This window comes from Corynebacterium sp. AOP36-E1-14 (assembly GCF_052377495.1).
Classification (GTDB): domain Bacteria; phylum Actinomycetota; class Actinomycetes; order Mycobacteriales; family Mycobacteriaceae; genus Corynebacterium.
Genome location: NZ_JBQSWV010000001.1, coordinates 198,354 through 222,720, shown reverse-complemented (window position 1 = coordinate 222,720; position 24,367 = coordinate 198,354). Strand labels below are relative to the sequence as shown.

At 69.4% G+C, this 24,367-nt stretch carries 25 protein-coding genes; 19 read left to right on the top strand and 6 right to left on the bottom strand.

Features of this window, described 5'->3' with window-relative positions; translation table 11 throughout:
- Positions 1–4 precede the first annotated feature (4 nt).
- From rpmD to truA, 13 genes are all read left to right on the top strand, one after another.
- Entirely contained in the window at positions 5–190 is a 186-nt protein-coding gene (gene rpmD / locus ACT3TD_RS01005) for a 50S ribosomal protein L30 (RefSeq protein WP_441578941.1), read from the top strand.
- A 2-nt stretch (positions 191–192) separates the two neighbouring features.
- Entirely contained in the window at positions 193–651 is a 459-nt protein-coding gene (gene rplO / locus ACT3TD_RS01000) for a 50S ribosomal protein L15 (RefSeq protein ID WP_441578942.1), read from the top strand.
- Between the two features lie 440 nt (positions 652–1,091).
- A complete protein-coding gene (gene secY / locus ACT3TD_RS00995) occupies positions 1,092–2,423 on the top strand; it encodes a preprotein translocase subunit SecY (RefSeq protein ID WP_301443813.1) in 1,332 nt (443 codons plus the stop codon).
- Entirely contained in the window at positions 2,420–2,965 is a 546-nt protein-coding gene (locus ACT3TD_RS00990) for an adenylate kinase (RefSeq protein ID WP_301443814.1), read from the top strand. Before secY ends, ACT3TD_RS00990 begins: the two co-directional genes overlap by 4 nt.
- A 19-nt stretch (positions 2,966–2,984) precedes the next feature.
- Positions 2,985–3,788 carry a type I methionyl aminopeptidase gene (gene map / locus ACT3TD_RS00985; RefSeq protein ID WP_301443815.1) on the top strand — a complete coding sequence of 268 codons (804 nt, stop codon included), beginning with the start codon at positions 2,985–2,987 and terminating at the stop codon, positions 3,786–3,788.
- A gap of 218 nt (positions 3,789–4,006) precedes the next feature.
- The gene (gene infA / locus ACT3TD_RS00980) at positions 4,007–4,225 is read left to right on the top strand and encodes a translation initiation factor IF-1 (RefSeq protein WP_291477496.1); all 219 of its coding nucleotides are present in this window, start codon (positions 4,007–4,009) and stop codon (positions 4,223–4,225) included.
- 225 nt (positions 4,226–4,450) lie between these two features.
- The gene (gene rpsM, locus ACT3TD_RS00975; protein ID WP_301443816.1) at positions 4,451–4,819 is read left to right on the top strand and encodes a 30S ribosomal protein S13; all 369 of its coding nucleotides are present in this window, start codon (positions 4,451–4,453) and stop codon (positions 4,817–4,819) included.
- A 3-nt stretch (positions 4,820–4,822) separates the two neighbouring features.
- Positions 4,823–5,227 (top strand): 30S ribosomal protein S11, encoded by a 405-nt coding sequence (gene rpsK, locus ACT3TD_RS00970; RefSeq protein ID WP_038546448.1) that lies wholly within the window; start codon positions 4,823–4,825, stop codon positions 5,225–5,227.
- A gap of 21 nt (positions 5,228–5,248) precedes the next feature.
- On the top strand, positions 5,249–5,854 hold the full coding sequence (gene rpsD, locus ACT3TD_RS00965) for a 30S ribosomal protein S4 (RefSeq protein WP_038546451.1): 606 nt from the start codon (positions 5,249–5,251) through the stop codon (positions 5,852–5,854).
- A gap of 123 nt (positions 5,855–5,977) precedes the next feature.
- A complete protein-coding gene (locus ACT3TD_RS00960; RefSeq protein ID WP_301443745.1) occupies positions 5,978–6,991 on the top strand; it encodes a DNA-directed RNA polymerase subunit alpha in 1,014 nt (337 codons plus the stop codon).
- 105 nt (positions 6,992–7,096) lie between these two features.
- Complete coding sequence (gene rplQ, locus ACT3TD_RS00955) at positions 7,097–7,618, top strand: 50S ribosomal protein L17 (protein ID WP_301443746.1); 522 nt, start codon at positions 7,097–7,099, stop codon at positions 7,616–7,618.
- 131 nt (positions 7,619–7,749) lie between these two features.
- Positions 7,750–8,613: a DUF998 domain-containing protein gene (locus tag ACT3TD_RS00950; RefSeq protein ID WP_441579149.1), complete on the top strand. Its 864-nt coding sequence runs from the start codon at positions 7,750–7,752 to the stop codon at positions 8,611–8,613.
- A complete protein-coding gene (truA, locus tag ACT3TD_RS00945) occupies positions 8,610–9,503 on the top strand; it encodes a tRNA pseudouridine(38-40) synthase TruA (RefSeq protein WP_301443748.1) in 894 nt (297 codons plus the stop codon). The genes ACT3TD_RS00950 and truA overlap by 4 nt, the downstream gene beginning before the upstream one ends.
- Here truA and ACT3TD_RS00940 read toward each other — a convergent pair.
- Together ACT3TD_RS00940 and ACT3TD_RS00935 are read right to left on the bottom strand one after the other, a co-directional pair.
- On the bottom strand, positions 9,433–10,443 hold the full coding sequence (locus ACT3TD_RS00940; protein ID WP_441579150.1) for an arsenic resistance protein: 1,011 nt from the start codon (positions 10,441–10,443) through the stop codon (positions 9,433–9,435). The genes truA and ACT3TD_RS00940 overlap by 71 nt on opposite strands.
- A 10-nt stretch (positions 10,444–10,453) precedes the next feature.
- Positions 10,454–11,215, bottom strand: coding sequence for a hypothetical protein (locus ACT3TD_RS00935; RefSeq protein ID WP_441588121.1), 762 nt, complete (start codon positions 11,213–11,215; stop codon positions 10,454–10,456).
- A 112-nt stretch (positions 11,216–11,327) separates the two neighbouring features.
- Here ACT3TD_RS00935 and eccB point away from each other — a divergent pair, with 112 nt between their 5' ends.
- The gene (eccB, locus tag ACT3TD_RS00930) at positions 11,328–12,500 is read left to right on the top strand and encodes a type VII secretion protein EccB (protein WP_301443098.1); all 1,173 of its coding nucleotides are present in this window, start codon (positions 11,328–11,330) and stop codon (positions 12,498–12,500) included.
- Here eccB and ACT3TD_RS00925 read toward each other — a convergent pair.
- Both ACT3TD_RS00925 and ACT3TD_RS00920 read right to left on the bottom strand, forming a co-directional pair.
- Positions 12,497–13,612 (bottom strand): S8 family serine peptidase, encoded by a 1,116-nt coding sequence (locus ACT3TD_RS00925; RefSeq protein ID WP_301443097.1) that lies wholly within the window; start codon positions 13,610–13,612, stop codon positions 12,497–12,499. The genes eccB and ACT3TD_RS00925 overlap by 4 nt on opposite strands.
- Positions 13,609–14,859 carry an EsaB/YukD family protein gene (locus ACT3TD_RS00920; RefSeq protein ID WP_441579152.1) on the bottom strand — a complete coding sequence of 417 codons (1,251 nt, stop codon included), beginning with the start codon at positions 14,857–14,859 and terminating at the stop codon, positions 13,609–13,611. Before ACT3TD_RS00920 ends, ACT3TD_RS00925 begins: the two co-directional genes overlap by 4 nt.
- A 166-nt stretch (positions 14,860–15,025) precedes the next feature.
- Here ACT3TD_RS00920 and ACT3TD_RS00915 point away from each other — a divergent pair, with 166 nt between their 5' ends.
- Both ACT3TD_RS00915 and ACT3TD_RS00910 read left to right on the top strand, forming a co-directional pair.
- Positions 15,026–18,334, top strand: coding sequence for an FtsK/SpoIIIE domain-containing protein (locus ACT3TD_RS00915; protein WP_301443095.1), 3,309 nt, complete (start codon positions 15,026–15,028; stop codon positions 18,332–18,334).
- Positions 18,331–19,458 carry a type VII secretion-associated protein gene (locus tag ACT3TD_RS00910; protein WP_441579153.1) on the top strand — a complete coding sequence of 376 codons (1,128 nt, stop codon included), beginning with the start codon at positions 18,331–18,333 and terminating at the stop codon, positions 19,456–19,458. Before ACT3TD_RS00915 ends, ACT3TD_RS00910 begins: the two co-directional genes overlap by 4 nt.
- On the opposite strand, the gene ACT3TD_RS00905 is transcribed toward ACT3TD_RS00910, so the two are convergent.
- Both ACT3TD_RS00905 and ACT3TD_RS00900 read right to left on the bottom strand, forming a co-directional pair.
- Positions 19,444–20,700, bottom strand: a complete 1,257-nt coding sequence (locus ACT3TD_RS00905; RefSeq protein WP_441579154.1) for an alpha-hydroxy acid oxidase — start codon at positions 20,698–20,700, stop codon at positions 19,444–19,446. The two genes, ACT3TD_RS00910 and ACT3TD_RS00905, sit on opposite strands and share 15 nt — an antisense overlap.
- Positions 20,701–20,784: 84 nt before the next feature.
- Positions 20,785–22,491 carry an L-lactate permease gene (locus ACT3TD_RS00900; RefSeq protein ID WP_444614974.1) on the bottom strand — a complete coding sequence of 569 codons (1,707 nt, stop codon included), beginning with the start codon at positions 22,489–22,491 and terminating at the stop codon, positions 20,785–20,787.
- A 164-nt stretch (positions 22,492–22,655) separates the two neighbouring features.
- Here ACT3TD_RS00900 and ACT3TD_RS00895 point away from each other — a divergent pair, with 164 nt between their 5' ends.
- From ACT3TD_RS00895 to ACT3TD_RS00885, 3 genes are all read left to right on the top strand, one after another.
- Entirely contained in the window at positions 22,656–23,378 is a 723-nt protein-coding gene (locus ACT3TD_RS00895) for a FadR/GntR family transcriptional regulator (protein ID WP_301443779.1), read from the top strand.
- A gap of 151 nt (positions 23,379–23,529) precedes the next feature.
- Positions 23,530–23,814 (top strand): WXG100 family type VII secretion target, encoded by a 285-nt coding sequence (locus ACT3TD_RS00890; RefSeq protein WP_301443778.1) that lies wholly within the window; start codon positions 23,530–23,532, stop codon positions 23,812–23,814.
- Positions 23,815–23,863: 49 nt separating this feature from the next.
- Positions 23,864–24,145, top strand: a complete 282-nt coding sequence (locus tag ACT3TD_RS00885) for a WXG100 family type VII secretion target (RefSeq protein WP_301443777.1) — start codon at positions 23,864–23,866, stop codon at positions 24,143–24,145.
- Positions 24,146–24,367: the final 222 nt, after the last annotated feature.

The following is a 24,367-nucleotide window of genomic DNA, read 5'->3' as shown; positions in this document are numbered from 1 at the left end:
TGAGATGGCACTGAAGATCACCCAGCTCAAGGGCACTGTCGGAACCATTTCGAAGCAGCGCAACTCGCTGCGCTCGCTGGGCCTGAAGCGTATCGGTCAGTCGGTCACCCGTGAGGACGGTCCCATCGTCCGCGGTCAGATCAACACCGTGCGCCACCTGGTCCAGGTCGAGGAAGTAGCAGGGGAGTAATCATGAGCGAACCCATCAAGCTGCACGACCTGCGGCCCTCCAAGGGCGCCAACACCGCCAAGACCCGCGTGGGTCGTGGCGAGGCGTCCAAGGGTAAGACCGCCGGCCGTGGTACCAAGGGCACCCGCGCCCGCAAGCAGGTCTCTGCCGCCTTCGAGGGTGGCCAGATGCCGCTGCACATGCGTCTGCCGAAGCTCAAGGGCTTCAAGAACCCGGCGAAGGTCGTCTTCCAGGTCGTCAACGTCTCTGACCTGGAGAAGGCATTCCCCAAGGGCGGCGACGTGACCGTGGCGGACATCGTGTCCGCCGGTCTGGTCCGCGTCAACCAGCCCGTCAAGGTCCTGGGCGACGGCGAGATCTCCGCATCGCTGAACGTGACCGCGGACAAGTTCTCCCGCTCCGCCAAGGAGAAGATCGAGGCTGCCGGCGGTAGCGTGAAGAACGCCGCCGACGCATCCTAGTATCACCTGTGTGGTAGCCGTCGGGCCTCGTGCCTGACGGACACCGCCGGTGAATGAACCCCGCCCCCGCCGATTATTCGGCGGGGGCGGGGTTTTCGTGTGTGCGGGTTAGGGGGCAGTGGGGGAGGGGGCAGACATCGCGTACACGGTGCTCGCACGGGGATCCCGCAGCGCCCGCTGACGCGTGACGGGGACACCGCACGGCGGTGTGCGCACAGGGTTCGGCGTCCGGCACCGCGGAGTTGGTCACGGAAGTGTAACCTTCCATGCGACCCCTGCTATCCTTGTGCAGTTGTCTGTCCCCATGTGGTGCGCCCGAAAGTTCTCGGGGGTGTCCGGCAGGGGACCCAGTGACCGAACACCTACCCCAAGCAGAAACCTTCGGCGGCCCGACCCGGGAGTGGTACTCCCGACCGAGACTGCCGAGCCAGGAGGCAAACGTGACCGCCTTGCTCTCGGCGTTCCGGGATGCTGATCTCCGCAAGAAGATCTTCTTCACCCTTGCGATGATCATCCTCTACCGGATCGGAGCACAGATCCCGACCCCCGGTGTCGACTACGCGGAAGTCACCTCGCAGGTCCGTTCACTGACCGAGGACGGATCGAACAGCATGTACACGCTGATCAACCTGTTCTCCGGTGGCGCCCTGCTCCAGTTGTCGGTCTTCGCGATCGGCATCATGCCGTACATCACCGCGTCGATCATCGTGCAGCTGCTGACCGTGGTCATCCCGCGCTTCGAACAGCTCAAGAAGGAGGGGCAGTCCGGTCAGGCCAAGATGACCGAGTACACCCGCTACCTCACCGTTGCGCTGGCCCTGCTGCAGTCGGCGGGCATCGTGGCGCTGGCCGACCGCCAGCAGCTGCTGGGCAGCGACGTCCGCGTGCTCCACGAGGACGTCGGGATCTTCGGCCTGGTGATGATGGTGCTCATCATGACCGCCGGTGCCGTGCTGGTGATGTGGTTCGGTGAGCTGATCACCGACCGCGGCGTCGGCAACGGTATGTCGCTGCTGATCTTCGCCGGTATCGCCACGCAGCTGCCGGCGCAGGGCATGCAGATCCTGCGCAGCTCCGGCGGCTTCGTCTTCGCCGGTGTCGTGGTGGCGGTGCTGATCCTGGTCATCGCCGTCATCTTCATCGAGCAGGGGCAGCGCCGTATCCCGGTGCAGTACGCCAAGCGCATGGTCGGTCGTCGCCAGTACGGGGAGACCTCCACGTACCTGCCGCTGAAGGTGAACCAGGCGGGCGTGATCCCGGTGATCTTCGCCTCCTCGATCCTCACCGTGCCGATCCTGATCACGCAGATCATCCAGTCCGGCAATGCCGGGCAGGAGGACAACTGGTGGAACCGCAACGTGATGACCATGCTGTCGGACCCGTCCAGCTGGCCCTACATTCTGATCTTCGCCCTGCTGATCATCTTCTTCTCGTACTTCTACGTGTCGATCCAGTACGACCCGAACGACCAGGCCGACAACATGAAGAAGTACGGTGGATTCATCCCGGGCATCCGTCCGGGGCGTCCCACCGCCGAGTACCTCTGGTACGTCATGACCCGTCTGCTGCTCGTCGGTTCGATCTATCTCGCCGTCATCGCCGTTCTGCCGAACGTAGCGATTACGATGGGACTTGCCTCTGACGGCGCCGCCTCAAGTCTCGGCGCATTCGGTGGTACCGCTATCCTGATTATGGTCTCGGTCGCACTGACCACCGTCAAGCAGATCGAGTCCCAGCTCATGCAAGCCAACTACGAAGGATTCCTCAAATGAGACTCGTTCTCCTCGGCCCTCCCGGTGCAGGTAAGGGCACACAGGCCGCCATCCTCGCCGATTCGCTGGGCGTGCCGCACATCTCCACGGGTGATCTCTTCCGGGAGAACATCTCCAAGGAGACCGACCTCGGTCGCCAGGCGCAGGAGTACATGGACGCCGGCAAGCTCGTCCCCACCTCCGTCACCGCCGACATGGTGAGCAAGCGCCTCGACCAGCAGGACGCCGCCGACGGCTTCCTCCTCGACGGGTTCCCCCGCACGGTCGAGCAGGCCGAGATCCTCTCGGAGATCCTCGAGGGCAAGGGCACGTCCCTGAACAACGTCCTCAACTACCAGGTGACCGAGGACGTCGTGGTGGAGCGCATGCTGGCCCGCGGCCGCAGCGACGACACCGAGGACACGATCCGCACCCGCCTGCAGGTCTACCGCGACGAGACGGCCCCGCTGATCGACTACTACTCTGACATCATCGTCAACGTGGACGCTGAGGGTACCGTCGAGGACATCTCGTCCTCCACGCTGGACGCACTGGACCGCTGAACGCGCTGATTGGTTGATGATGGGTTTCCGTAGGAAGAACAAGGTCATCCAGGGCAAGACCCCTGGGGAGCTCGACGCGATGCAGGCGTCCGGCGAGATCGTCGGACGTGCCCTGCAGGCCGTGCGCGCCGCCGCGAAGGCCGGTGTGAGCACCCTCGACCTCGACGCCGTCGCCGAGGAGACGATCCGCTCCGCCGGCGCCGTGCCCACCTTCAAGGGGTACGGCGGATTCCCGGGGAGCATCTGCTCCTCCGTGAACGACATGATCGTCCACGGCATCCCGGACTCGGCCACCGTGCTGAAGGACGGCGACCTGGTCTCCATCGACTGTGGCGCCACCCTCGACGGCTGGGTCGGCGACTCCGCCTGGACCTTCGCCGTCGGCGGGGACGACGCGCTCGCCCCCGAGACCCTCAAGCTGAACCAGGCCACCGAGTGGGTGCTGTACCAGGGGATCGAGGCGATGCTCCCGGGCAACCGCCTCACCGACATCTCCTGGGCGCTGGAGGAGGCCACCGAGCAGGCCGTCGAGAAGTTCGGTGTGCAGCTCTACATCGTCGACGGGTACGGCGGGCACGGCATCGGTCACGAGATGCACGAGGACCCCTATCTCGCCAACGAGGGCGCCCCCGGCAAGGGACCGCGCATCGAGGAGGGCAGCACGCTGGCCATCGAGCCGATGCTCGCCCTCGGCACCGTGGACTCCTACGTCCTCGAGGACGACTGGGGTGTCAAGACGCTCGACGGTACGCCGGCCTCCCACTGGGAGCACACGGTCGCCGCCACGAAGGACGGCCCGCGGATCCTCACCCCGCGGTACTGAGTTTTCCCGGGGTTCCCGGATTACACCGGAGCACACCGGACCTCACGGCCCTGGACGTGACGAATGCACCCGCATTTGTCATGTCCAGGGCCGATGCCGTATGGTAAACCGTTGGTGTGAACACTGGGGCACTGTGAAATAGCAGTATGCCCGACACATCAACGAGACCAGACCTAAAGGTCCGTCCCTCACGGGGTGGGCCGGGAAAAGTGGAGGATATGGCTAAAGAAGGCGCCATCGAGGTTGAGGGCAAGATCGTCGAGCCCTTGCCGAACGCGATGTTCCGCGTTGAGCTGGACAACGGGCACAAGGTGCTCGCACACATCTCCGGCAAGATGCGTCAGCACTACATCCGTATCCTCCCCGAGGACCGGGTCGTCGTGGAGCTGTCTCCCTACGACCTGACTCGCGGCCGGATCGTCTACCGCTACAAGTAGACGACTCCGACCGGTAGCGCTGGTCGCACAAGTCATTCAAGCCTCCACTCATCCGCCCGCACGGTAGCCGTCCCCTTCACGGGGACCGTAACCCGGGCAACCACCTTCGGCCGCGGCGGCTGGAGCCCGCCGTCCCTCTCCCCACCCTTCACCGGGCGGGGCAGGGACGGAACCACGGGACGTGTGTGGAGAAAACCGCCGCTGTAATCCGGAAGGAACTGCCATATGGCACGCCTTGCTGGTGTTGACCTCCCGCGCGACAAGCGCATGGAGGTTGCACTCACCTACATCTACGGCATCGGCCCCGCCCGTGCCGCCGAGCTGCTGGAGAAGACCGGCATCTCTCCCGACCTGCGGTCCAAGGACCTCACGGACGAGCACATCTCCATTCTGAGGGACGCGATCGAGAGCACCTGGAAGGTCGAGGGCGATCTTCGCCGCGAGGTCCAGGCTGACATCCGTCGCAAGATCGAGATCGGTTGCTACCAGGGCATCCGCCACCGTCGTGGCCTGCCCGTGCGCGGTCAGCGCACGAAGACCAATGCTCGTACGCGCAAGGGCCCGAAGAAGACGATCGCAGGAAAGAAGAAGTAGTCTATGCCTCCCAAAGCACGCTCCGGCGCACGCCGTACCGGCCGTCGCGTCGTAAAGAAGAATGTGGCCCACGGCGCCGCATACATCAAGTCCACCTTCAACAACACCATCGTGTCCATCACGGACCCGAAGGGTGCTGTCATCTCCTGGGCCTCCTCGGGACACGTCGGCTTCAAGGGCTCCCGTAAGTCCACGCCGTTCGCTGCCCAGATGGCCGCCGAGTCCGCCGCCCGCAAGGCGATGGAGCACGGCATGAAGAAGGTCGACGTTTTCGTCAAGGGCCCGGGCTCCGGCCGCGAGACCGCCATCCGTTCCCTGTCCACCGCCGGCCTTGAGGTCGGAACGATCTCCGACGTGACCCCGCAGCCGCACAACGGCTGCCGTCCGCCGAAGCGTCGTCGCGTCTAGAAGAAAGGATAGGGATACCACATGGCTCGCTATACCGGATCCGCCACCCGTAAGTCCCGTCGTCTCCGCGTCGACCTCGTCGGCGGGGACCGCTCGTTCGAGCGTCGCCCGTACCCCCCGGGACAGGCCGGTCGTACGCGCATCAAGGAGTCGGAGTACCTGACCCAGCTGCAGGAGAAGCAGAAGGCCCGCTTCACCTACGGCGTCATGGAGAAGCAGTTCCGCCGTTACTACGCCGAGGCGAACCGTCGTCCCGGCAAGACCGGTGACAACCTGGTGATCCTCCTGGAGTCGCGTCTCGACAACGTCGTCTACCGTGCAGGCCTGGCCCGCACCCGTCGACAGGCACGTCAGCTCGTCTCCCACGGTCACTTCACCGTGAACGGCAAGAACATCAACGTGCCGTCCTTCCAGGTCTCCCAGTACGACATCATCGACGTCCGGGACCGTTCCCGCTCGATGCTGTGGTTCGAGGAGGCCCAGGAGCTCCTGGTCGACGCCGTCGTCCCGGCCTGGCTCCAGGTCGTGCCGTCCTCCCTGCGCATCCTCGTGCACCAGCTGCCCGAGCGCGCCCAGATCGACGTCCCGCTGCAGGAGCAGCTCATCGTCGAGTTCTACTCCAAGTAGGACGTTCGTCGCACCACCGTTTCACCCCGTCACCGCCTGCATGGGCCGGTGGCGGTTCCCGAGAAGTATTCAGTTGTTCATCCCTACGGCGTCAAATAACGGTCGCCACCTAGGAGAAGCAAGATGCTCATTTCACAGCGCCCGGCGTTGAGCGAAGAGTTCGTCAGCCCCGCCCGCTCCCGGTTCGTCATCGAGCCGCTGGAGCCGGGTTTCGGCTACACCCTCGGAAACTCGCTGCGCCGTACCCTGCTGTCGTCCATCCCGGGCGCAGCGGTCACCTCCATCCGGATCGAGGGTGTGCTCCACGAGTTCACCACCATCCCCGGCGTGAAGGAGGATGTCTCCGACATCATCCTGAACATCAAGGCCCTGGTTCTGTCCTCGGACTCCGATGAGCCGGTCACGATGTACATCCGCAAGGAGGGCGCCGGTGAGGTCACCGGGGCTGACGTCGTCACCCCGACCGGTGTGGAGGTCCACAACCCGGACCTGCACATCGCGACCCTGAATGAGCAGGGCAAGATCGACATCGAGCTCGTCGTCGAGCGTGGCCGCGGATACGTCCCGGCCGCACCCACCACCGGTGAGATCGGCCGTATCCCGGTCGACCAGATCTACTCCCCGGTGCTGAAGGTCAGCTACAAGGTCGAGGCAACCCGTGTGGAACAGCGCACGGACTTCGACAAGCTGGTCATCGACGTCGAGACGAAGAACTCCATCACCGCCCGCGACGCCATGGCGTCCGCAGGCAAGACCCTGGTGGAGCTGTTCGGTCTGGCCCAGGAACTCAACCTGGCTGCTGAAGGTATCGAGATCGGCCCGTCCCCGATGGAGACCGAGCACATCGCCGCCTACAGCACCCCGATCGAGGACCTCGACTTCTCCGTGCGGTCGTACAACTGCCTGAAGCGTGAGGACATCCACACCGTCGGCGAGCTCGCCGGCCGGACCGAGTCCGACCTGCTGGACATCCGCAACTTCGGTCAGAAGTCCATCAACGAGGTCAAGGTCAAGCTCGCTGAGCTGGGCCTGGGTCTCAAGGACGCGCCCGAGGGCTTCGACATCAACGACATTGAGGGCTACGACCCGGAGTCCGGCGAATTCGTCGACACCGAGGGCGAAGACATCGCAGAGTAGCAACTCGTTTCGGGAACCGCCGTCGGCTGTGCTGTGTGGGACACCGGTGGTTCGCCGACACCGCGCTTGACACAGTCTGACTAGAGAAACACACGAGGAGAAGTTATGCCTACCCCGAAGAAGGGTGCCCGCCTCGGCGGATCTGCTTCCCACCAGAAGAAGATCCTCGCCAACCTGGCAGCTCAGCTCATCGAGCACGGCGCCATCAAGACCACGGACGCGAAGGCCAAGCTGCTGCGCCCGTACGTCGAGAAGATCATCACGAAGGCGAAGAAGGGTACCGTCGCCGACCGTCGTAACGTGCTGAAGCTCATCACGGACAAGGAGGTCGTCGCCTACCTGTTCAACGAGCTCGCGCCGAAGTTCGAGGGCCGTAACGGTGGTTACACCCGCATCATCAAGCTCGAGAACCGTAAGGGTGACAACGCTCCGATGAGCCAGATCTCCCTGGTCCTCGAGGAGCTCGCCTCCTCCGAGGCGACCCGCGCCACCCGCGCGGCCGCCTCCAAGGCCGCCGAGGAGACCCCGGTCTCCGAGGACGCACCGGTCGTCGAGGCCGACGAGGCCACCGACGCCGCTGCCGCCGACGAGGCTGCAGAGGCTGAGGAGTCCACCGAGGAGAAGTAAGTCCCCGGTACTCTCCGCACCCGCGGAAACCGACCACGCCCGTCCCCACCGTGAAACGGTGAGGGCGGGCGTTGTTGCATGTGCAGTCGTGAACGTGGTTCCCGGCGTTCTCCTTGGTAGAGTCATGCCCTGTGTTGACCTACCGACTTTCCGGCGTGCTGCTGATCCTCAGCGGTCTCGCCACCGGGTTCGGCCACATCGCCGCCCTGCTGAGCTGGCGTGGCCTGTACTCCTTCACGGACAACCGGCTCGGCGACTACACCGTCACCGAATGCCAGGTGCTGCGCGACAACCTGGGCACCCGGTACGTCTGCAACCCCGCCTACCTGGTCACCAACGTGTCCTACGTGGCCGCGGGGTTCCTCATCGTCGTCGCCGCCGGGGTGATGTGGATCGCCGCCGGGTCGGAGAGGCACCGCTCGGTGCGCATGTCAGCGGTGCTCATCGGCGGCGCCGGCGCGATGTACATGCTGGCGGGCTTGTTCCCCTACGACGTGTCCGCGGCGATCCACGACCTGTCCATGTTGTTCTACGCGATCCTGATGTGGGCGTTCATGGCCTTCCTCACCGGTGTCGGGACGGCCCGCACCGCGGGGGGACGCGGCCCGCACCCGTTGATCTACGGCGGCTACCTGCCGATCACCCGCCTGATGCTCACCGCCTCGGTGGTGGGCCTGCTGGCGTTGCTGCTGCTCGGGCCGCGCGGTATGCCGGGCGCCTACGAGCGGCTGGCCTTCGACACGTTGACGGTCTGGTTGATGATCATCGGGGTGTGCATGTACTCCCTCGGCGGGGCGGGCGACCAGGAGAGCCGTCGCGTGGCCGAGATGGCTGAGACGGCCGAGTTCGAGGCCCTCGAGTTCCCGGACTCCGCCCCCGGCCACAACCAGCGCCGTTACCCGGGCTTCGCCGGACTGTCCGGTTCCCGGGCGAGCGGCTGGGGCCGGCGCCGACATGACGACCGCGACGGCAACACCACCCAGGAGGATTCATGACCGGGCAGGTCCGCGTCCGGCTCGACGTCGCCTACGACGGCACGGACTTCCACGGCTGGGCGCGCCAGAAGGGTCCGCAGGAGGGTCTGCGGACCGTCGCCGGTGTGCTGGAGGACGCCCTGTCGCTGGTCGTGCGGGAACCGGTGGAGCTCGTCGTCGCCGGACGCACCGACGCCGGCGTTCACGCCGACGGGCAGGTCGCGCACGTCGACCTGCCGTCCTCCGCGTTCGAGCAACGCTCGCTGGACCGACCGGAGGCGCTGGTGCGTCGGCTGTCGCGGATGCTCCCGACGGACATCCGCCTGCACGGTGCCACGGCCGCACCGGAGGGTTTCGACGCGCGGTTCTCCGCGCTGTCGCGGCGCTACCGTTACCGGGTGACCACCGCGGACGCCGGGGTGCTGCCGGTGCGCGCCCGCGACACCGCCACCTGGCGGCGCGACGTCGACCTCGCCGCGGTGCAGACCGCGTCGGACGTCCTAGTCGGCCTGCACGACTTCGCCGCCTTCTGCAAGTACCGGCCCAACGCCACCACGGTGCGCGAACTCCAGGAGTTCACCTGGCGTGACGTGTCCACCGTCGCCGAACCGCAGACCTACGAGGCGACGGTCGTGGCGGACGCCTTCTGCTGGTCGATGGTGCGCTCCCTGGTGGGCGCGGTGTTGAGCGTGGGGGAGGGGCGCCGCGACGAGGCATTCACCCGCGGGCTGCTCGACGAGCGTTCCCGCAGTTCGGCGGTGGCCGTGGCCCCAGCGTGCGGGCTGAACCTCGTGGAGGTCCAGTACCCGCCGCAGGACGAGATGGCGGCCCGCGTGGCCGTCACCCGTGACCGGCGGGCACCGGTGGACGCGCCGTCGGACGCGACGGGATCATCAGCGGAACCGTCCTGACCAGCACCACCATCGCCACCAGTTCGACGAGCGTCTGGGTGACCACCACCAGCGGGGCGAGTTCGTAGCCGGCGGGCAGGGCCAGCACCAGCGGCAGCACGACCAGCGAGTTGCGGGTCACCCCGGTGAACACCACCGCCCGACGCGCCGGCACGTCCAGCGCGCCCGGCGTCCCGGCGCAGGGGCGTCCGGCGAGCCAGCCCAGCGCCGTCATCACCACCACGAACGCCACGTACACCGGCACGACCTGCACCAGCCACGAGAGTTGCCGGTCCACCCCGGCGATCTGTGATGCCACCACCAGCGCCAGGGTCAGCATCATCAGCGGGACCATGAGCCCGGCCATCACCTCGCGCACGGCGTCCCCCGCCCGCCCGGGGATCGCCTGGGTCGCGGCGGCGGCGCACAGCGGCAGCACGATGAGCACCACGAACGCCTCGACGAAGGGGCCGGCGTCGAACCCTCCCAGGACCTCGGAGCCGAGGAAGGCCCACAGGTACACCGGCAGCAGCAGCATCTGGGCGGCCATGAGCAGCGGAGCGGCGGCGAGCAGCCGGTCTGCCGCGCCACCGGCCAGCCCGGTGAACACGATCACGTAGTCGATGCACGGGGCCAGCAGCACGAACAGCACCCCGACGAGCAGCACCTCGTCCCCGGCGATGGGCCGGGTCAGCAGCCACACCACCAACGGCACGGCCACGAAGTTCACCATGGCCACCGTGGCCAGGAAGCGCAGGTCGCGCAGGGTGGACAATGCCCGGCGCAGCGGGATGCCCAGGAACGTCACGTAGAGCAGCAGACCCAGCACCGGGTTCACCAGGTGCCCGGCCGCCCCGGCGGTACCGGACCCTGCCACCATGCCGACGACACCGCCGACAAGGATGGCGAGCAGGTACAGGGCGATCTGGTGGCGCTCCATGCCCGCGACGAGTCTCTTCACGGCCCCCAGGTTAGCGGGGCGCCCGGAGCGGCAGAGCGGTCACCTCGACAGTGACGTCGGCCGACGTCAGCGTCCCGGCGTCGAGGTCGACCACCACGTCCGCCACCACATCCGCGAGAAGCTCGTCCAACTCCCCGTCCTGCACCACCACGCGGCAGCGCTGCGGATGCCACGCGGCGCGCCACGCCTCGGCCGACTCGACCAGCGCCGCGTCCTGCCCCGGGACGCGGCCGGACGGCGCGACGGTGCGCGCGACCGTCGCGGCGTCCCGCCCGCGCAGCAGTACCGTGGTCCCCGGCGGCAGGTGCAGCACCACCGGCGCCCCGTACACGTCCGTGCCCACCATCCAGCCGGGCAGCGGGCCGGCCTGCAGCCCGCTGCGCATCGTCGCCGCCGCAGGTAGATCGGGCAACCGGGAGGCCAGCAGCCCACAGCCCGCCGCCGCCCACGGCATCCGCTCGGCCGCCTCGGCAGGCACGCCGACAAGGCAATGCCCAGGGATACGCAGCAGCGACGCCAGGCCCACGTAGGAACGCTCCAGCGGGGAGGACGCCCGCGGCGACGGGGCCACCGCGGTCGCCAGCAGCCCGGCGTCCACCCGCAGGCCCGCGGCGAGGCTCTCGAGCAGCGGGGCGTCCAGCGCCACGGGGTCGACGTGTGCCCCGCCCCAGGTCCGTGTGTGCGGCACGTGCACGCGGAACCACACCCGCTCGCCCTCACCGGCCGCGGCTCCGCCGTGCACCTGCCGGTGGTACCACCGCACCGCAGCCATAAACCTGCCCATGAACTCCCCCTCGGTTTCCCCTGCCCCGGCGCACCCGATGATGTACCATCCGCAAGCATAGGCACAGTGTGCCGGGGGAAACAACAGGGGGAAGTCTTTCATGAGGACCACAGGTCTGCAGGTGTCCGGTTACTCGTTCCTGCTGCGACGCGCCGAATTGGCACTGGTCACCGGGGATGCGCGTATGGCGCAGGACCCGTTGCGCACGCAGCGTCGGGCGGTGGGGGTGGGGATGCTGCTCACCCTGCTGGTCACCGGCGGGATCCTGCTGGTGGCGATGCTGCGGCCCCAGCCGTCCATCGACGACGCCGGCATCGTCGCCGACGAGGCCGGCACCCTGCACGTGCGCATCGGCACCGACTTCCACCCGGTGACCAACGTCGCCTCCGCCCGCCTGCTGCTCGGTGCACCCGAGGAGGTGACCTCCTCGACGTCGGGGCAGTTGGCGTCCTTCGGTACCGGGCCCACGCTCGGCGTGCCGGACGCCCCGGGCCTGGTGCCCGCCCCCGTGGTGTCCTGGGCGCGTTGCGCCGACGGGGTGGTCGCCGCACCCGCGTTGCCGGACGCCGGGGCGGCGGTGCTTGCCGCACCGTCCGGCACGTGGCTGGCGGTGGACGGACGACGGTTGCTGCTGCCGGACGGCCCGGTGCTGGCCCGGGCCCTGGGGGTGGCCCCGGTTCCGGTGAGCCAGGACGTGCTGGAGGTCCTGGACCGGGGGCCGGACGTGGCGTTGGGCTCGTTGCGGCACGCCGTCGCCGCCGGCGACCGGGTCTTCCTCACCGGGCAGGACGGTGTCGCCGAGGTCACCGGTGCGCGCCGGGCGATCGTGGAGGCCCTGGTGCCGCACCAGGCCAGCGAACCGTTGTCGGTGGTGCTGTCGCGACCGGAGGTCACCGGGCTGTCGGCCCTGTCGCATGTGCCGGTGGAGCTGGACCTGGTGGATGGGGTGACGGTGGGGGAGGTGTGCATCGGTGACCACGTTGTGGCGACCGATGATCTCGAGCGCGACGCCCCGCAGCCGGGCTCGCACTTCGTGGGCCCGCGGGGCACCTCCGCCCTGCTTACCGAGCGTGGCTACGTGCTCGTCGCCGAATCCGGGGTGCGCTACCAGGTGACGGCCGCCGAGGACCTGCGGGTGCTGGGGCTGGTGGAGGGTGAGGATGGTTCCGGTGTCGGGGACCTGGCGCAGGTGCCGTTCCGGGTGCTGGAGGGACTGCCGGACGGCGGGGTGCTCTCCGAGGAGCGGGCGAGCCGCACCCTCACCGGTCGCTAGCGGCGGACCCGAAGGATTAACGCGGTCAATATCGCCACCGCCACGACCCCCGCCAACGCCAGGGGAACCCGCAGGTCCGCCGGGACGTCGACGGCACGCACCACGGAGACCTCGGCGGGCATCTCGTAGTGCGCGGCGGCTTCAGCGTGCCCTGCGATTTCTGCGGAACCCGCCCGGTCCAGTACCGCGCCCACCGCCGCCACCGGGGAGACCACCGGCACCACACCCTGCTCGGCGGTGTCGACGAGCAGGGCGCGCACCTCGGCGGCGGAGAGTTCCGGGCGCAGCTGCCACACCAGGGCGGCCGTACCCGCGACCACGGGTGAGGCGAAACTGGTGCCGGAGAACGGGGCGGGGTCGCCGACGATCGTCCTGTCGGTGCCGTCGGTCTGCAGCGTCGCCGACACCGGACCGCCCGGTGCGTGCAGGTCCACCCACTCGCCGGGCACGGAGTAGTCGGCGGGGCGTCGTCCGGCGTCGGGGTCGGTGCCGGGATCGGTATCCGGTTCCCGCGCGTCGACCCCGCCCACGGTGAGTACACCGGGCAGCGCGGCGGGGTAGGGGACCTGGTCGTCCCGGCACTGTCCGGCGTTGCCGGCGGCGGCGACGAGCAGCAGCCCCTCGCGTTCCACGGCGTCGACGGCACGGCGTAGTTCGGCGGTGTCCTCGCAGGCCACCACGGAGACGTTGAGGATCCGCACCCCGTGTTCGGAGGCGGTGGTGCGGGCACGGTCGAGTGCGTCGACGAGGTCGGCGACGGTGGTGTTCGACCCGTCGCCCTGGCGTACGGAGACCACGCGTGCCCCCGGGGCGACGGTGCGCAGCACCCCGGTCACCGCGGTGCCGTGCAGCAGGCAGTGGTCCCGGTCGCCGGGGCGCTCGGTGACCACGCCGGGGGCGGAGGCCCCGGTGTCCACCACGGCGACCCCCACGTCGTGCCCGGTGGACAGGTCGTGCGGCAGGGCGACGTCGACGGGCAGGACGTCGCCGACGAGCGGCTCATCGCAGCGTTGCTGCGCCTGGGCCGGTGGCAGCACCACCGCGCCGGACGCCACGAGCAGGGCCAGCGGCACCAGCACCGCCGCCCGTACACGCTGCCGTATCGGGCTCATCCGATACCCCGCAGCACCTCGAAGACACCGGTGGTGCTGATCAGCAGTGGGACGGAGACGGTGAAGGCCACGGTCTCCAGCACGTCGAGGACGCGTCCGGCCAGCGGGGAGGTGATCCGCACCGCCGGCAGGGCCACCGGCGCCAGGGCCAGCAGCGACCACGGTGCGGGCAGCTGCAGCACCACCCAGAGAAGCAGGAGCACGGCGGTGACGGTGACGGTCACCGTGTGCACCGGGCGGGTGGCGCGCGCGGACAGGCCGGTCACGGCGACGGCGAGCAGCGCGGCCAGCGTCCACAAGCTCGCCTCGCCGTGAAGGGGCAGGAGCTGGACGGCACCGGCGAGGATGACCACACAGCAGGTCACCACGATGGCGGGGTGCAGGCGCAGCGCCCGGGCGGCCCGGTCGGAACGGTCGGCAGGGCTGTCGGTGGCCCCGGCGACCCCGCTGGCTCCGCCCTCCTGCGCGGCGGCGGCGAAGAGCCCGGTCGCCGGCACCCGCGGCAGGGTGATGCCGGCCAGGCCCACGGCGAGCTGCCCGGAGAAGGTCAACGCCACCACGGCCACCAGCGTGGTCAGCCCCGGGCTCACGTTGACCGCGGCGGCCAGCGCCAGGCCCACGGTCACGGTGCGCACAACCCCGGGGCGCCACACCGACATCGCGGCGAAAACGCAGGCCGTCAGAATGTTGACCTGCAGTCCGAGCCCGAAGCCGAGGACCGCCGCCACCGGTACGAAACGCCGGTCCACCAGGGAACCGGCGGCCGCGGCGAGCGTGGCGAGCGTGGCGAGCAGCAGCACCGCGCACACCGCCAGCGCGCCGCCGCGTCCGGCGACGTCCCCGGCGAGCAGTGCCACGGCGAGGTCGCTGACGTCGGCGGGGTGCCAGCGCACGTGCTCCTCGGGGGCCCACAGCGGCGCCCACACGAGGGAGCACACCGTGGCGGTGAGCAGCGCGGCGACCCACACCGCCGGGGAGGACGCCACGGGCGCGCTGAGGCGTCCGACGTCGTCGACCGGCGGGGCGGGCAGCGCGTCCTTGTCGAGGGTGAGGCGTTCGCCGGGGCGGACCCCGGACTGCGCCAGGGAGTCCTCCGGGCGCAGCACGCCGAGCGGGCCGGACAAGCGCCAGACCTCCCCGGGGGAGGCGTCGACCAGGTGTGGGACGAGTTCGGCGACGGGCACGGTGTCGGCCACGGTGGCCTCCACGGTGCGCTCGCGTGCGACGGTGATGCTCACGGCGATCATGGGTGGTGTGGTTCCCCGGTTCTGTACTTTCCTGAGTCCCGCGGCCGGTCACGTCCCCCTGACGTGTCCCCGACGGCCACGGTCGGATGCTTCGAGAGTGTACAGTGATGTTCCGACAGCTGTCGCGCAGGGGGCGTGGCAGGGGGACGCGAGGGGATTTTCGCAGATGAAGTCGCAGGCACCACCGACGTTGCCGAAGAGCAAGCAGCCGTTCGTCCGGATCCTCATGCCCGTGGTGATGGTCGTCGCGGTGGTGGGCATGGTCGCCGCGATGGTGCTCTCGGGGATGGGCCGCTCGCCCATGTCCTTCATTTTTCCCTTAATGATGCTCAGCAGCCTGGCGATGATGATCAGCCCGGGCGGGCAGGACGTCGACGAGGTCCGCCGGGGTTTCCACCGGCACCTGGACGCCCTGTCGGACTCGTTGCACCGGGCGCGCCGGGAGCAGTGGGCGCGCATGGCGGTCACGCACCCGGACCCGCGCGCGCTGTGGACGCGCGTGACGGAGGACGGTACTCCCGGCACGGCAGAATCCGAGGGCACGGCCCAGCGTGCCGAGCCCGGGGTGGTGCGTATCGGCACGGCGGTGCAGGCGCCGGACGACCCGCTGGAGATCCCGGTCGACGCCCCGCCGGAGGACCTGGAACCGGTGTGCGCGACCACGTTGCGCGACCTGGCGCGCACCTACGCCACCATCGAGGCGCCGGTGGCGGTGGACCTGCGCGAGTTCGACTGCGTGGTGGTCACCGGCGACGGCGCGGGCGGGCTGGTCAACGCGATGCAGGGGCAGGCGGTGATGCAGGACGACCCGGCGGTGCGGGTCTCCGGACCGCACGACAGGTGGCTGTCCGCGGAGGACGGCACCTTGCACGTGCGCTTCCGCCACGTGGGTCGGGATGCTGCGCCACCTGCGGTGACGTCGGGGGCGGGCTCGGTCACGGTGCTCGCCGACCCGGCGTCGGTGGCGGCCGGGTGGCAGGACGCCGCCGCGGACGGCGGGCTGCTGCTCCACGCGCAGGACGGCGTCCTGGCGGCGTGGACGGTCGACGGGTGGCGTCCCTTCGCCACCGCCGACGAGCTCAGCGACGTGGAACTCGCCGCCCTGTGCCGGTCGCGGACCTCCTCCCGGGCGTCCCGCTCGGTGCTGGACGTGCCGGGCGGCGGACTGCGCGCGGCGGTCGGGTTCTCCCCGGCTCCGGTGCACCTGGACATCCGGGAGGCGGCGAAGGGCGGCATCGGTCCGCACGGGCTGTGCATCGGGGCCACCGGCAGCGGAAAATCCGAGTTCCTGCGTTCCGTGGTCACCAGCTTCGCCCACCGGCACTCCCCGGAGGAACTGAACTTCGTGCTGGTGGACTTCAAGGGTGGTGCTGCCTTCGCCGGCATGGAGCGGCTGCCGCATACCTCGGCGGTGATCACGAACCTCTCCGACGAGGCGGTGCTGGTCGACCGGATGCAGGACTCTCTACTCGGCGAGCTGCACCGTCGGCAGGAGAAACGGCACGCCGCGGGCATGGCGACGGCCGCGCAGTACAACCAGGTCCATCCCGGGGAGATGCCGGCGTTGTTCATCATCGTCGACGAGTTCTCCGAGCTGCTGCACGCCCGCCCGGAGTTCGCCGAGGTCTTCGCCGCGATCGGACGTCTCGGCCGCAGCCTGCAGATCCACCTGCTGCTCGCCAGCCAGCGGCTGGAGGAGGGCCGGCTGCGCGGCCTGGAGTCGCACCTGTCGTACCGTATCGCCCTACGTACGTTCTCCGCCTCGGAGTCACGCCAGCTCATCGGGTCCACGGCGGCCTATGAACTGCCCTCGGCCCCTGGTGCGGCGATCCTGAGTTCGGCGGGCCTGGGGTCCACCGGCCAGGTGCGTTTCCAGTCGGCGTACGTCTCCGGCCCCGAGGTGCCGCTGGACTCCCGGCTGGTGCGCGAGCTGGGCGTGGAGCCGGAGGCGGCGGGAACCACGATGGAGCTGGTCGTCGACCGGTTGGCGGGGCCGAACCGTAACCCGATCTGGTTGGAGCCCCTGCCGGAGCTGCTGCCGGCCAGTGCCGTGATGGGTGCAGGGGACACCCGTGCCGACGCGCTCACCGTTCACCTGGGCCTGGAGGACCTGCCCTTCGACGGGGTGCAGCGTCCGTGCGTGCTGGACCTGCGCCGACGCCACTGGGCGGTGGTCGGCCAGCCCGGCACCGGCAAGACGACGCTGGTGCGGTCGCTGGTGCTGGGCCTGGCGTTGAGCTCCCCGGGCGTGGCGGTGTACGTGGTGGACCCCGGTGGCGGGCTGCGCGACCTGGCGCGCCTACCGCAGGTCGCCGCGGTGGTGGGGGTGGACCTGCTGGGCCGGGTCCTCGACGAGCTCGGGCAGGACGCTACGGGTGGTGCAACGCACCGCGTGCTGGTCGTCGACGGTCTCGAAGCCCTCGACCCCTCCGGCGACGACGACCGGCGCCTGGCGTCGCTGGTCGCCGGCGGGATGCAGCGCGGGGTGCACGTGGTGGTCACCTCCCTGCGCTGGACGTTCCGTCCCGCCCTGCGTGACCTGCTCACCGGTGCGGTGGAGCTGCGCCTGACACCCGCCGAGTCGCAGTTCCGCGACGCCCAACGCACCCTGCCCGACCACCCGGGACGCGGGGTCTCCCCGGGTGGCAAGCACCTGCAGGTCGCCTACTCCGACGCCCAGGACGTGGAGCACGCGCGCAAGGTCAGCGTGGCGCGTGGGGAACAGGACCGCACCCTGCGCGTCCTGCCCTCGCAGGTCTGCGTCGATGAGCTGGAGGAGGTCTCCGGTGACCTGGTGGCCCTCGGCATGGGCGGGCGGACCCTGTCCACGGTCCACTGGGATCCGGAGGCGTTCCCGCACCTCACGGTGGTGGGGCAGGCGCGCGCCGGGGCCACGACCGCGCTGCGCACCGTCGCCTGGGCGTCCTCGCGCCGGGAGGGTGTGGAGGTGCTGGCCACGGACGTGCGCCGTGGGCTGCTCGGCGTGCCGGGGTACCGTCCGGCCGCGGGGTTCCTGCGTGCGCTGACCGGCTGGGTCGAGGAGCTGAAAGCACGGGTGCCGGGGGAGGACGCCGAGCTCACCGCCGCACAGTTGCGTGACCGTAGCTGGTGGAGCGGGACGCGGCGGGTGATCGTGGTCGACGACCTCGACCAGTCGGCCGACCTGGCCGCGGCGGTGGACCTGCTGGTGCCGTTGCTGCCGCACGCCGCGGACATCGGCCTGCACCTGGTCACGGCCCGACGCAGCGCGATGATGGGCCGCAGCGCCTACACCCCGTTGATGCAGGGGATCCGTGACCTGACCGGTTGGCTGGTGCTCTCGGCACCGCGGGAGGACGGCCCGGTCGCCGGGCAGGTGCTCACGTCCCGGTCGCCGGGACGCGGCGTGCTGGTGCAGGACGTCGCGGAGGACGTGCAGGTCGCGACGGTGGACACGGAGAACGCAGACACGGAGAAGGCGGGGGTGCGGGTATGAGCACGACGATGGTGGCCGACGCGGTGGCGCTCACGGAGTCCGGGGTGCTGGTCAACGGTCTGTGCGTGACGGACCTCCTCAGCGGGCTGGAGGTCCGTGGCGAAGATATAGAGGACACAGCGGACACAGGGGACGCGAGCCCGGTGTTCCGTGGCTCGGGTGTACCACTGCGGCGGTTGGAGTCTGTCCGTGAGCTGGTGGAGGAGGTGCTGGAGGCCCGGGCGGTGGACCCGGAACTCACCAGCGCCAACCCGGTGGTGCCGCGCACGGTCTTCCCCTGGGGGATCGGTGCGCAGGTGTCGGACGTGCTGGTCGTCGGGCCGGACAAGGAGGCCACGGCGGCGTACCTGCGGATCAGCGGGCTGCGTGCCCGCACGGTGGACGTGGGCCCGGCCCTGCGCCTGGCCGGTGACCTGGCGGCGGCGCGCGCCGAACTCGAGGACCCCGCCCCGCCGGAGCCGGAACCGGTGCAGGACGTCCCGCGGCGTCGGGGGCTCGTGTTGTCGGCGGTGGGGGCGACCGCAGTGGCCGCCGTGACCACAATCGCGCTGGTATCTACCGGTGTCGTGGGCGGCGGCGCGGCCGACGTCGCGGACCCGGCGGAGACGGCCCAGGCCGCAACACAGACGCCGGACGCCGCACCGCCTGAGGCGTCCGGGGCGTCCGATGCGTCCGGCACAGTGGAGGAGCCGGAGGCGGAGGCGTGGCGGGAGATGAGCTCCGGTGGTGAGATGGAGTACGCCGACCACCCGGACGCACCGCAGGTGACGGTGGACGTCCCCGGCTGGGAGGTCACCGAGAGCACCGCCGAGCGCGACATCTGGACCTCGGGGGACGCCGGGATGCGGGTGCTCCTCGCCGCGACGCCGACGCCCATCGGGACGCAGGGGGAGCTGGACACCGCGATGCTGCGCGCCCTCGACGGCGCCGACGACGTGGTGGTGACGAACCGGTCGCCGGTGTCCTACGAGGAGCACTTCCCGGACTCGACGACGTCGTGGCGCGTCCGGCTGGTCGACGGTCACCAGGTGTCCGTCGGCTGCCAGTACCGTGACCTCACCGAGGACCGGCAGGCGGTGTGCGACCGGTTCGGCGCGACCGCCCGGGTGCTACTTGCCGAGTGAGCTGAGCGACGGGTCGATCCGGTTGAAGCGCGACAGCTGGGTGACGTGCTGCGGGCCGAGCTCCTCGAGGCTGGTGACCTGCAGCAGCTTCATGGTGCGCTCGATCTGGGAGCGCAGGATGCTGATCGTGCGGTCCACGCCCTCGCGTCCGCCGGCCATCAGGCCGTAGAGGTAGGCGCGGCCGACGAGGGTGAAGTCGGCGCCGAGGGCCATGGCGGCCACGATGTCGGCACCGTTCATGATGCCGGTGTCGACGAGGATCTCCATGTCGCCGCCGACCTCGCGGACGACCTCGGGCAGCAGCTGGAAGGGTACGGGTGCGCGGTCGAGCTGGCGTCCGCCGTGGTTGGACAGCACCACGGAGTCGACGCCGAGGTCGGCGAGGGTCTTGGCGTCCTCCACGTTCTGCACGCCCTTGACGGAGATCTTGCCGGGCCACATCTCGCGGATGATCTCGAGGTCCTTGTAGTTGATGGTGGGGTCCATCGCGGAGTCGAGCATCTCGCCGACGGTGCCGCCGGTGGAGGTCAGGGAGGCGAACTCCAGCGGCGGGGTGGTCAGGAAGTCGATCCACCACCAGGGGCGCGGGATGGCGTCGAGCACCGTCTTGGCGGTGAGCTGCGGCGGGATGGAGAAGCCGTGGCGGGTGTCGCGCATGCGGTTGCCGGCGACCGGGGTGTCGACGGTGAAGAACAGGGTGTCGAAGCCGGCCTTGGCGGCGCGCTCGACGAGCCCGTAGGAGATGTCGCGGTCCTTCATCACGTAGAGCTGGAACCAGTTGCGGCCGTGCGGGTTGGTGGCCTTGACGTCCTCGATGGAGGTGGTGCCCAGGGTGGAGAGGCTGAAGGGGATGCCGGCGGCGGCCGCGGCGCCGGCGCCGGCGACCTCGCCCTCGGTCTGCATCAGGCGGGTGAAGCCGGTGGGTGCGATACCGAAGGGCAGGGCGGAGGTGCCGCCGTGGATGCTGGCGGTGGTGTCGATCTGCGAGGCGTCCTTGAGGATGGACGGGTGGAACTCGACGTCCTCGAAGGCCTGGCGGGCGCGTGCGATGGAGATCTCCTCCTCGGCGGCACCGTCGGTGTAGTCGAAGGCGGAGGCCGGGGTGCGCCGCTTGGCGATCTTGCGCAGGTCGTAGATGGTGAGGGCGGAGTCCAGGCGACGCTTCTTCGCGTTGAGCTCGGGCTTCTTGAACTGCATGAGTTCGAGGATCTCGGCGGGGTGGGGGAGTTGGCGCTTGACCATGGTGTTCTCCTTCGTGATGGGTGTGTGTGGTTTGTTATGGGTCCTATGAGGTCGGACCACAGGGTCCGTTTTCGAGCGTACTCGCTACGGGATCATCCAATCCAGGACGGTGGCCTGCAGTCCGTTGATCAGGCAGATGGCCGCGAGCATGCCGATGCTCCACCACATGACCTTGCGCAGGATCTCCGACTCGCGGCCGGCCAGGCCCACCGCGGTGGCGACGATCGTCAGGTTCTGCGGGCTGACGAGCTTGGCCACGACACCGCCGGAGGTGTTGGACGCCACCATCAGTGCCGGGTCCAGGCCGGCCTGGTTCGCCGCGGTCTGCTGCAGGGTGGCGAACAGGGCGTTGGCGCTGGTGTCCGATCCGGTGACTGCGGTGCCCAGCCAGCCCAGGACGGGCGCGAAGAAGGCGAAGGCGGCGCCGGCACCGGCGATCCAGTGGCCGATGGTGATCGTCTGGCCGGACTGGTTCATCACGTACGCCAGTGACAGGACGGCGGCGACGGTGAGGATCGAGAACCGCATCTTCACCAGGTTCTCCCAGTACGCCTGCACGGCGACCTTCGGGGAGACCCGGTACACCGCGGCCACGATCACGCCGGTGATCATCAGCAGGGTGCCCGGTGAGGACAGCCACGGGAAGCCGTAGACGGTGGAGGAGGAGACCGAGCCGTCGGCGGTGAGCACGTTGCCGTCCAGGCCCGGCCACGGGATCGACACGTCGGTGGAGGCCAGGAAGTCGACGACCGGGTCCCACAGCTTGGCCACCGAGAAGATCACGATGACCAGCAGGTAGGGGAACAGTGCCATCAGGATGCGCGAGGTCGTCAGTTCGCGGGTGACCACCTCGGCGCCGCCGGCGGCCGCGGCGTGGGCGTTGTCGGTGCTCGTGACGTCCTGCACCTCGCCGTTCTCCTCCTCCTCACGACGTTCGGTGAGCAGCCGCTCCCGCGCCTCGGCGGTGCCCGCCGGGCGCCAGAACTGCAGCATGACCACGGCGACGGCGAGGCCGGCGAGCGCGGAGATGATGTCGGTGAGCTCCACGGAGATGTAGTTGGAGGAGATGAACTGGACCACCGCGAAGACCGCGCCGATGACCAGGGCGATCGGCCAGCACTGCTTCAGTCCCTTCTTCCCGTCCACCAGCAGGCAGAGGAACAGGGGGACGAACACGGCGATGAACGGGGTCTGGCGTCCGACGATGGCACCGATGTGCTCGTAGTCGATGCCGGTCAGCGCGCCGGCGGTGATGATCGGGGTGGCGATCGCGCCGAAGGCCACCGGGGCGGTGTTGGCGATGAGCACGGCGACGGCCGCACGCATGCGTGCGAAGCCGACGGCGAGCAGCATCACGCCGGTGATCGCCAGCGGGGCGCCGAAACCGGCGAGGGCCTCGAGCATGCCGCCGAAGCAGAACGCGATGAGGATGGCCTGCACACGCGGGTCGTCGGAGATGCGGTCGATCACCGCGCGCAGGTCGAGGAAGCGTCCGGAACGCACGGTGAGTTCGTAGAACCAGATCGCCGCGACCACGATCCACATGATTGGGAACAGGCCGAAGACCGCACCCTGGGTGGCCGAGAGCCCGGCCAGGTGCACGGGCATGCCGTACACGGCGACGGCGATGACCAGGGACACGGCCAGGGCGCTGAGCCCGGCCCAGTGGGCACGCCAGCGCAGCACGCCGAGGGTGACGAAGACGGTCGCCAGTGGCAGTAGGGCCACGAGTGACGAGAGGAAGAGGTTGTCCGCGACCGGCGCGAGGTCGGGTAGGTACGTGGAGCTCATGGGGTCCTCGAAGTGTGTCTGGGGTGTGACGGTGGCGCCACCCTACGGTCCGGTGACTCAGACCACATCAGTGGTCCGACCACAGCCTAGGGCACATCCAGTTTTGGAGTCAAGACTTCTTCCTTCACGCCCCCCGGGTTGGTGTGGCGTGGTAAAAAATGGTCATGACTGACGAACCCGCCTGGGCACCGGTCCCTCGCATCAGGACCCACCAGATGGTCGTCGACGCCATCGAGAACGAGATTCTCTCCGGCACCCTGCACGTCGGCGACCTGCTTCCTGCTGAACGCACCCTGTCCGAACAACTGCAGGTCAGCAGGGCCGCCGTGCGCGAGGCCATCCGGGTCCTGGAGGGGCAGGGGGTGCTGGAGTCGAACGTGGGCTCCGGGCACAAGGCCGGGACGTTCATCGCCGCGATGCCGTCCGAGGCGCTGTCACGCTTCCTGCGCCTGCACGTGGCGCTGTCCAACTTCGGTCTCGAGGAGGTGGTCCAGACCCGCACGATCCTGGAGGTCGAGAGCGCGCGGCTCTCCGCCGCCGAGCAGGACGAGGACGCCCTGGCGGGCATGCGCGCCGCCGTGGCGGAGATGGACCGGCCCGGGGTGAGCCGCGAGGAGTTCAACGACGCCGACACCCGCTTCCACGTCGCCCTCGCCCACGGGGCGGGCAACCGGCTCTTCGCCGACATGACCCAGGCGATCCGCGAGTCGCTGCGCGCACCGATCCTGCGTGGCTTCCGCGGGCAGGGCGACTGGGAGACCGTGGCGGGCACGCTGCGGACCCAGCACAAGGGCATCCTCGCCGCGGTCGAGGCCGGAGACGTGGACGGGGCCGGGGAGCTGGTGGCCGAGCACATCTCGACGGCCTACCGCACGCTGCTGGAGTAGGTCCCGCGCGGCGTCGCGACGGGGGTCGGGGACAGGGGAACCTTTCGGGCGCCAGGTGAGTCTCTCTACGGTGACGTCCCTTCCGTGCGGCCCGTGCAAGGGCTGCAGGAGGGCACCGATCAGAGCACTCGACACAAAGGGGAGGGACCCAATGAGTTTCAGAACGACCACCGAGGTCATGCAGTCCACGGCAGGCAAGGTCGACACCGTCAACGGTCAGGTGCAGGCGGAGCTCACGCGCCTGCAGGGCACGGTCGACGGTGTCGCGGGGGTGTGGAAGGGCGAGGCGCAGGCCGCCTTCATGCAGCTCATGGCCCGGTGGAACGACTCCGCCCGGGAGCTGCGGCTGTCGCTGGACGGCATCTCGGAGAACATCCGCGGCAATGCGCGGGCCTTCCAGCAGGTCGAGGACGACAACATCGTCGCCTTCCGCTGACGTCCCAGCCACCATCCACCACGCACCACACACGCCAAGGAGCAGGACCGTGATCCAGTACGACTTCGCAAGCATCGCCCAGACGTCCGCCGACATCCACGCCACCAACCGCAACATCAACGGCATGCTCGACCAGCTCAAGGGCGACATCGTCCCCATGGTCGCCGAGTGGGAGGGAGAGTCCGCCACGGCATATCAGGCTGCGCAGAAGCGGTGGGACGCCGCGGCGGAGGAGCTCAACCAGGTGCTGCAGACCATCGCCCGCGCGGTGGACAACGCCGGTTCCAGGATGAGCCAGATCAACAACAGCGCCGCCAACAGCTGGGCCTGACCCCGTAGGCTTCCGGCACAACCCCGGTACCCGGCCGCCACCGTCACACCCGTGACGGTGGTGGCCTCATGTTTGCGGTCCCTTTTGGATGTGCCGCGCCCGTCCGGTAACCTCAGTCGGGTTGCGACCACCCGTGCTGCGTTTTCACGGCACACCGGTGGTCGGCCCGCAGGTCCCCACCGGCCGCTGCGGGCACCACCCTTCCCGGGTAAGGCCCGGGGC

Bases quoted from the DNA above. Each gene is read 5' to 3' on its own strand.
- infA (WP_291477496.1), top strand. From the start codon at position 4,007: ATGGCTAAAGAAGGCGCCATCGAGGTTGAGGGCAAGATCGTCGAGCCC.
- ACT3TD_RS00915 (WP_301443095.1), top strand. From the start codon at position 15,026: ATGAAGTCGCAGGCACCACCGACGTTGCCGAAGAGCAAGCAGCCGTTC.
- rpsM (WP_301443816.1), top strand. From the start codon at position 4,451: ATGGCACGCCTTGCTGGTGTTGACCTCCCGCGCGACAAGCGCATGGAG.
- rplO (WP_441578942.1), top strand. From the start codon at position 193: ATGAGCGAACCCATCAAGCTGCACGACCTGCGGCCCTCCAAGGGCGCC.
- ACT3TD_RS00925 (WP_301443097.1), bottom strand. From the start codon at position 13,612: ATGAGCCCGATACGGCAGCGTGTACGGGCGGCGGTGCTGGTGCCGCTG.
- rpsD (WP_038546451.1), top strand. From the start codon at position 5,249: ATGGCTCGCTATACCGGATCCGCCACCCGTAAGTCCCGTCGTCTCCGC.
- ACT3TD_RS00920 (WP_441579152.1), bottom strand. From the start codon at position 14,859: ATGATCGCCGTGAGCATCACCGTCGCACGCGAGCGCACCGTGGAGGCC.
- ACT3TD_RS00990 (WP_301443814.1), top strand. From the start codon at position 2,420: ATGAGACTCGTTCTCCTCGGCCCTCCCGGTGCAGGTAAGGGCACACAG.
- rpsK (WP_038546448.1), top strand. From the start codon at position 4,823: ATGCCTCCCAAAGCACGCTCCGGCGCACGCCGTACCGGCCGTCGCGTC.
- ACT3TD_RS00895 (WP_301443779.1), top strand. From the start codon at position 22,656: ATGACTGACGAACCCGCCTGGGCACCGGTCCCTCGCATCAGGACCCAC.
- ACT3TD_RS00960 (WP_301443745.1), top strand. From the start codon at position 5,978: ATGCTCATTTCACAGCGCCCGGCGTTGAGCGAAGAGTTCGTCAGCCCC.
- eccB (WP_301443098.1), top strand. From the start codon at position 11,328: ATGAGGACCACAGGTCTGCAGGTGTCCGGTTACTCGTTCCTGCTGCGA.
- ACT3TD_RS00890 (WP_301443778.1), top strand. From the start codon at position 23,530: ATGAGTTTCAGAACGACCACCGAGGTCATGCAGTCCACGGCAGGCAAG.
- truA (WP_301443748.1), top strand. From the start codon at position 8,610: ATGACCGGGCAGGTCCGCGTCCGGCTCGACGTCGCCTACGACGGCACG.
- rplQ (WP_301443746.1), top strand. From the start codon at position 7,097: ATGCCTACCCCGAAGAAGGGTGCCCGCCTCGGCGGATCTGCTTCCCAC.
- ACT3TD_RS00910 (WP_441579153.1), top strand. From the start codon at position 18,331: ATGAGCACGACGATGGTGGCCGACGCGGTGGCGCTCACGGAGTCCGGG.
- ACT3TD_RS00905 (WP_441579154.1), bottom strand. From the start codon at position 20,700: ATGGTCAAGCGCCAACTCCCCCACCCCGCCGAGATCCTCGAACTCATG.
- rpmD (WP_441578941.1), top strand. From the start codon at position 5: ATGGCACTGAAGATCACCCAGCTCAAGGGCACTGTCGGAACCATTTCG.
- ACT3TD_RS00935 (WP_441588121.1), bottom strand. From the start codon at position 11,215: ATGGCTGCGGTGCGGTGGTACCACCGGCAGGTGCACGGCGGAGCCGCG.
- ACT3TD_RS00900 (WP_444614974.1), bottom strand. From the start codon at position 22,491: ATGAGCTCCACGTACCTACCCGACCTCGCGCCGGTCGCGGACAACCTC.
- map (WP_301443815.1), top strand. From the start codon at position 2,985: ATGGGTTTCCGTAGGAAGAACAAGGTCATCCAGGGCAAGACCCCTGGG.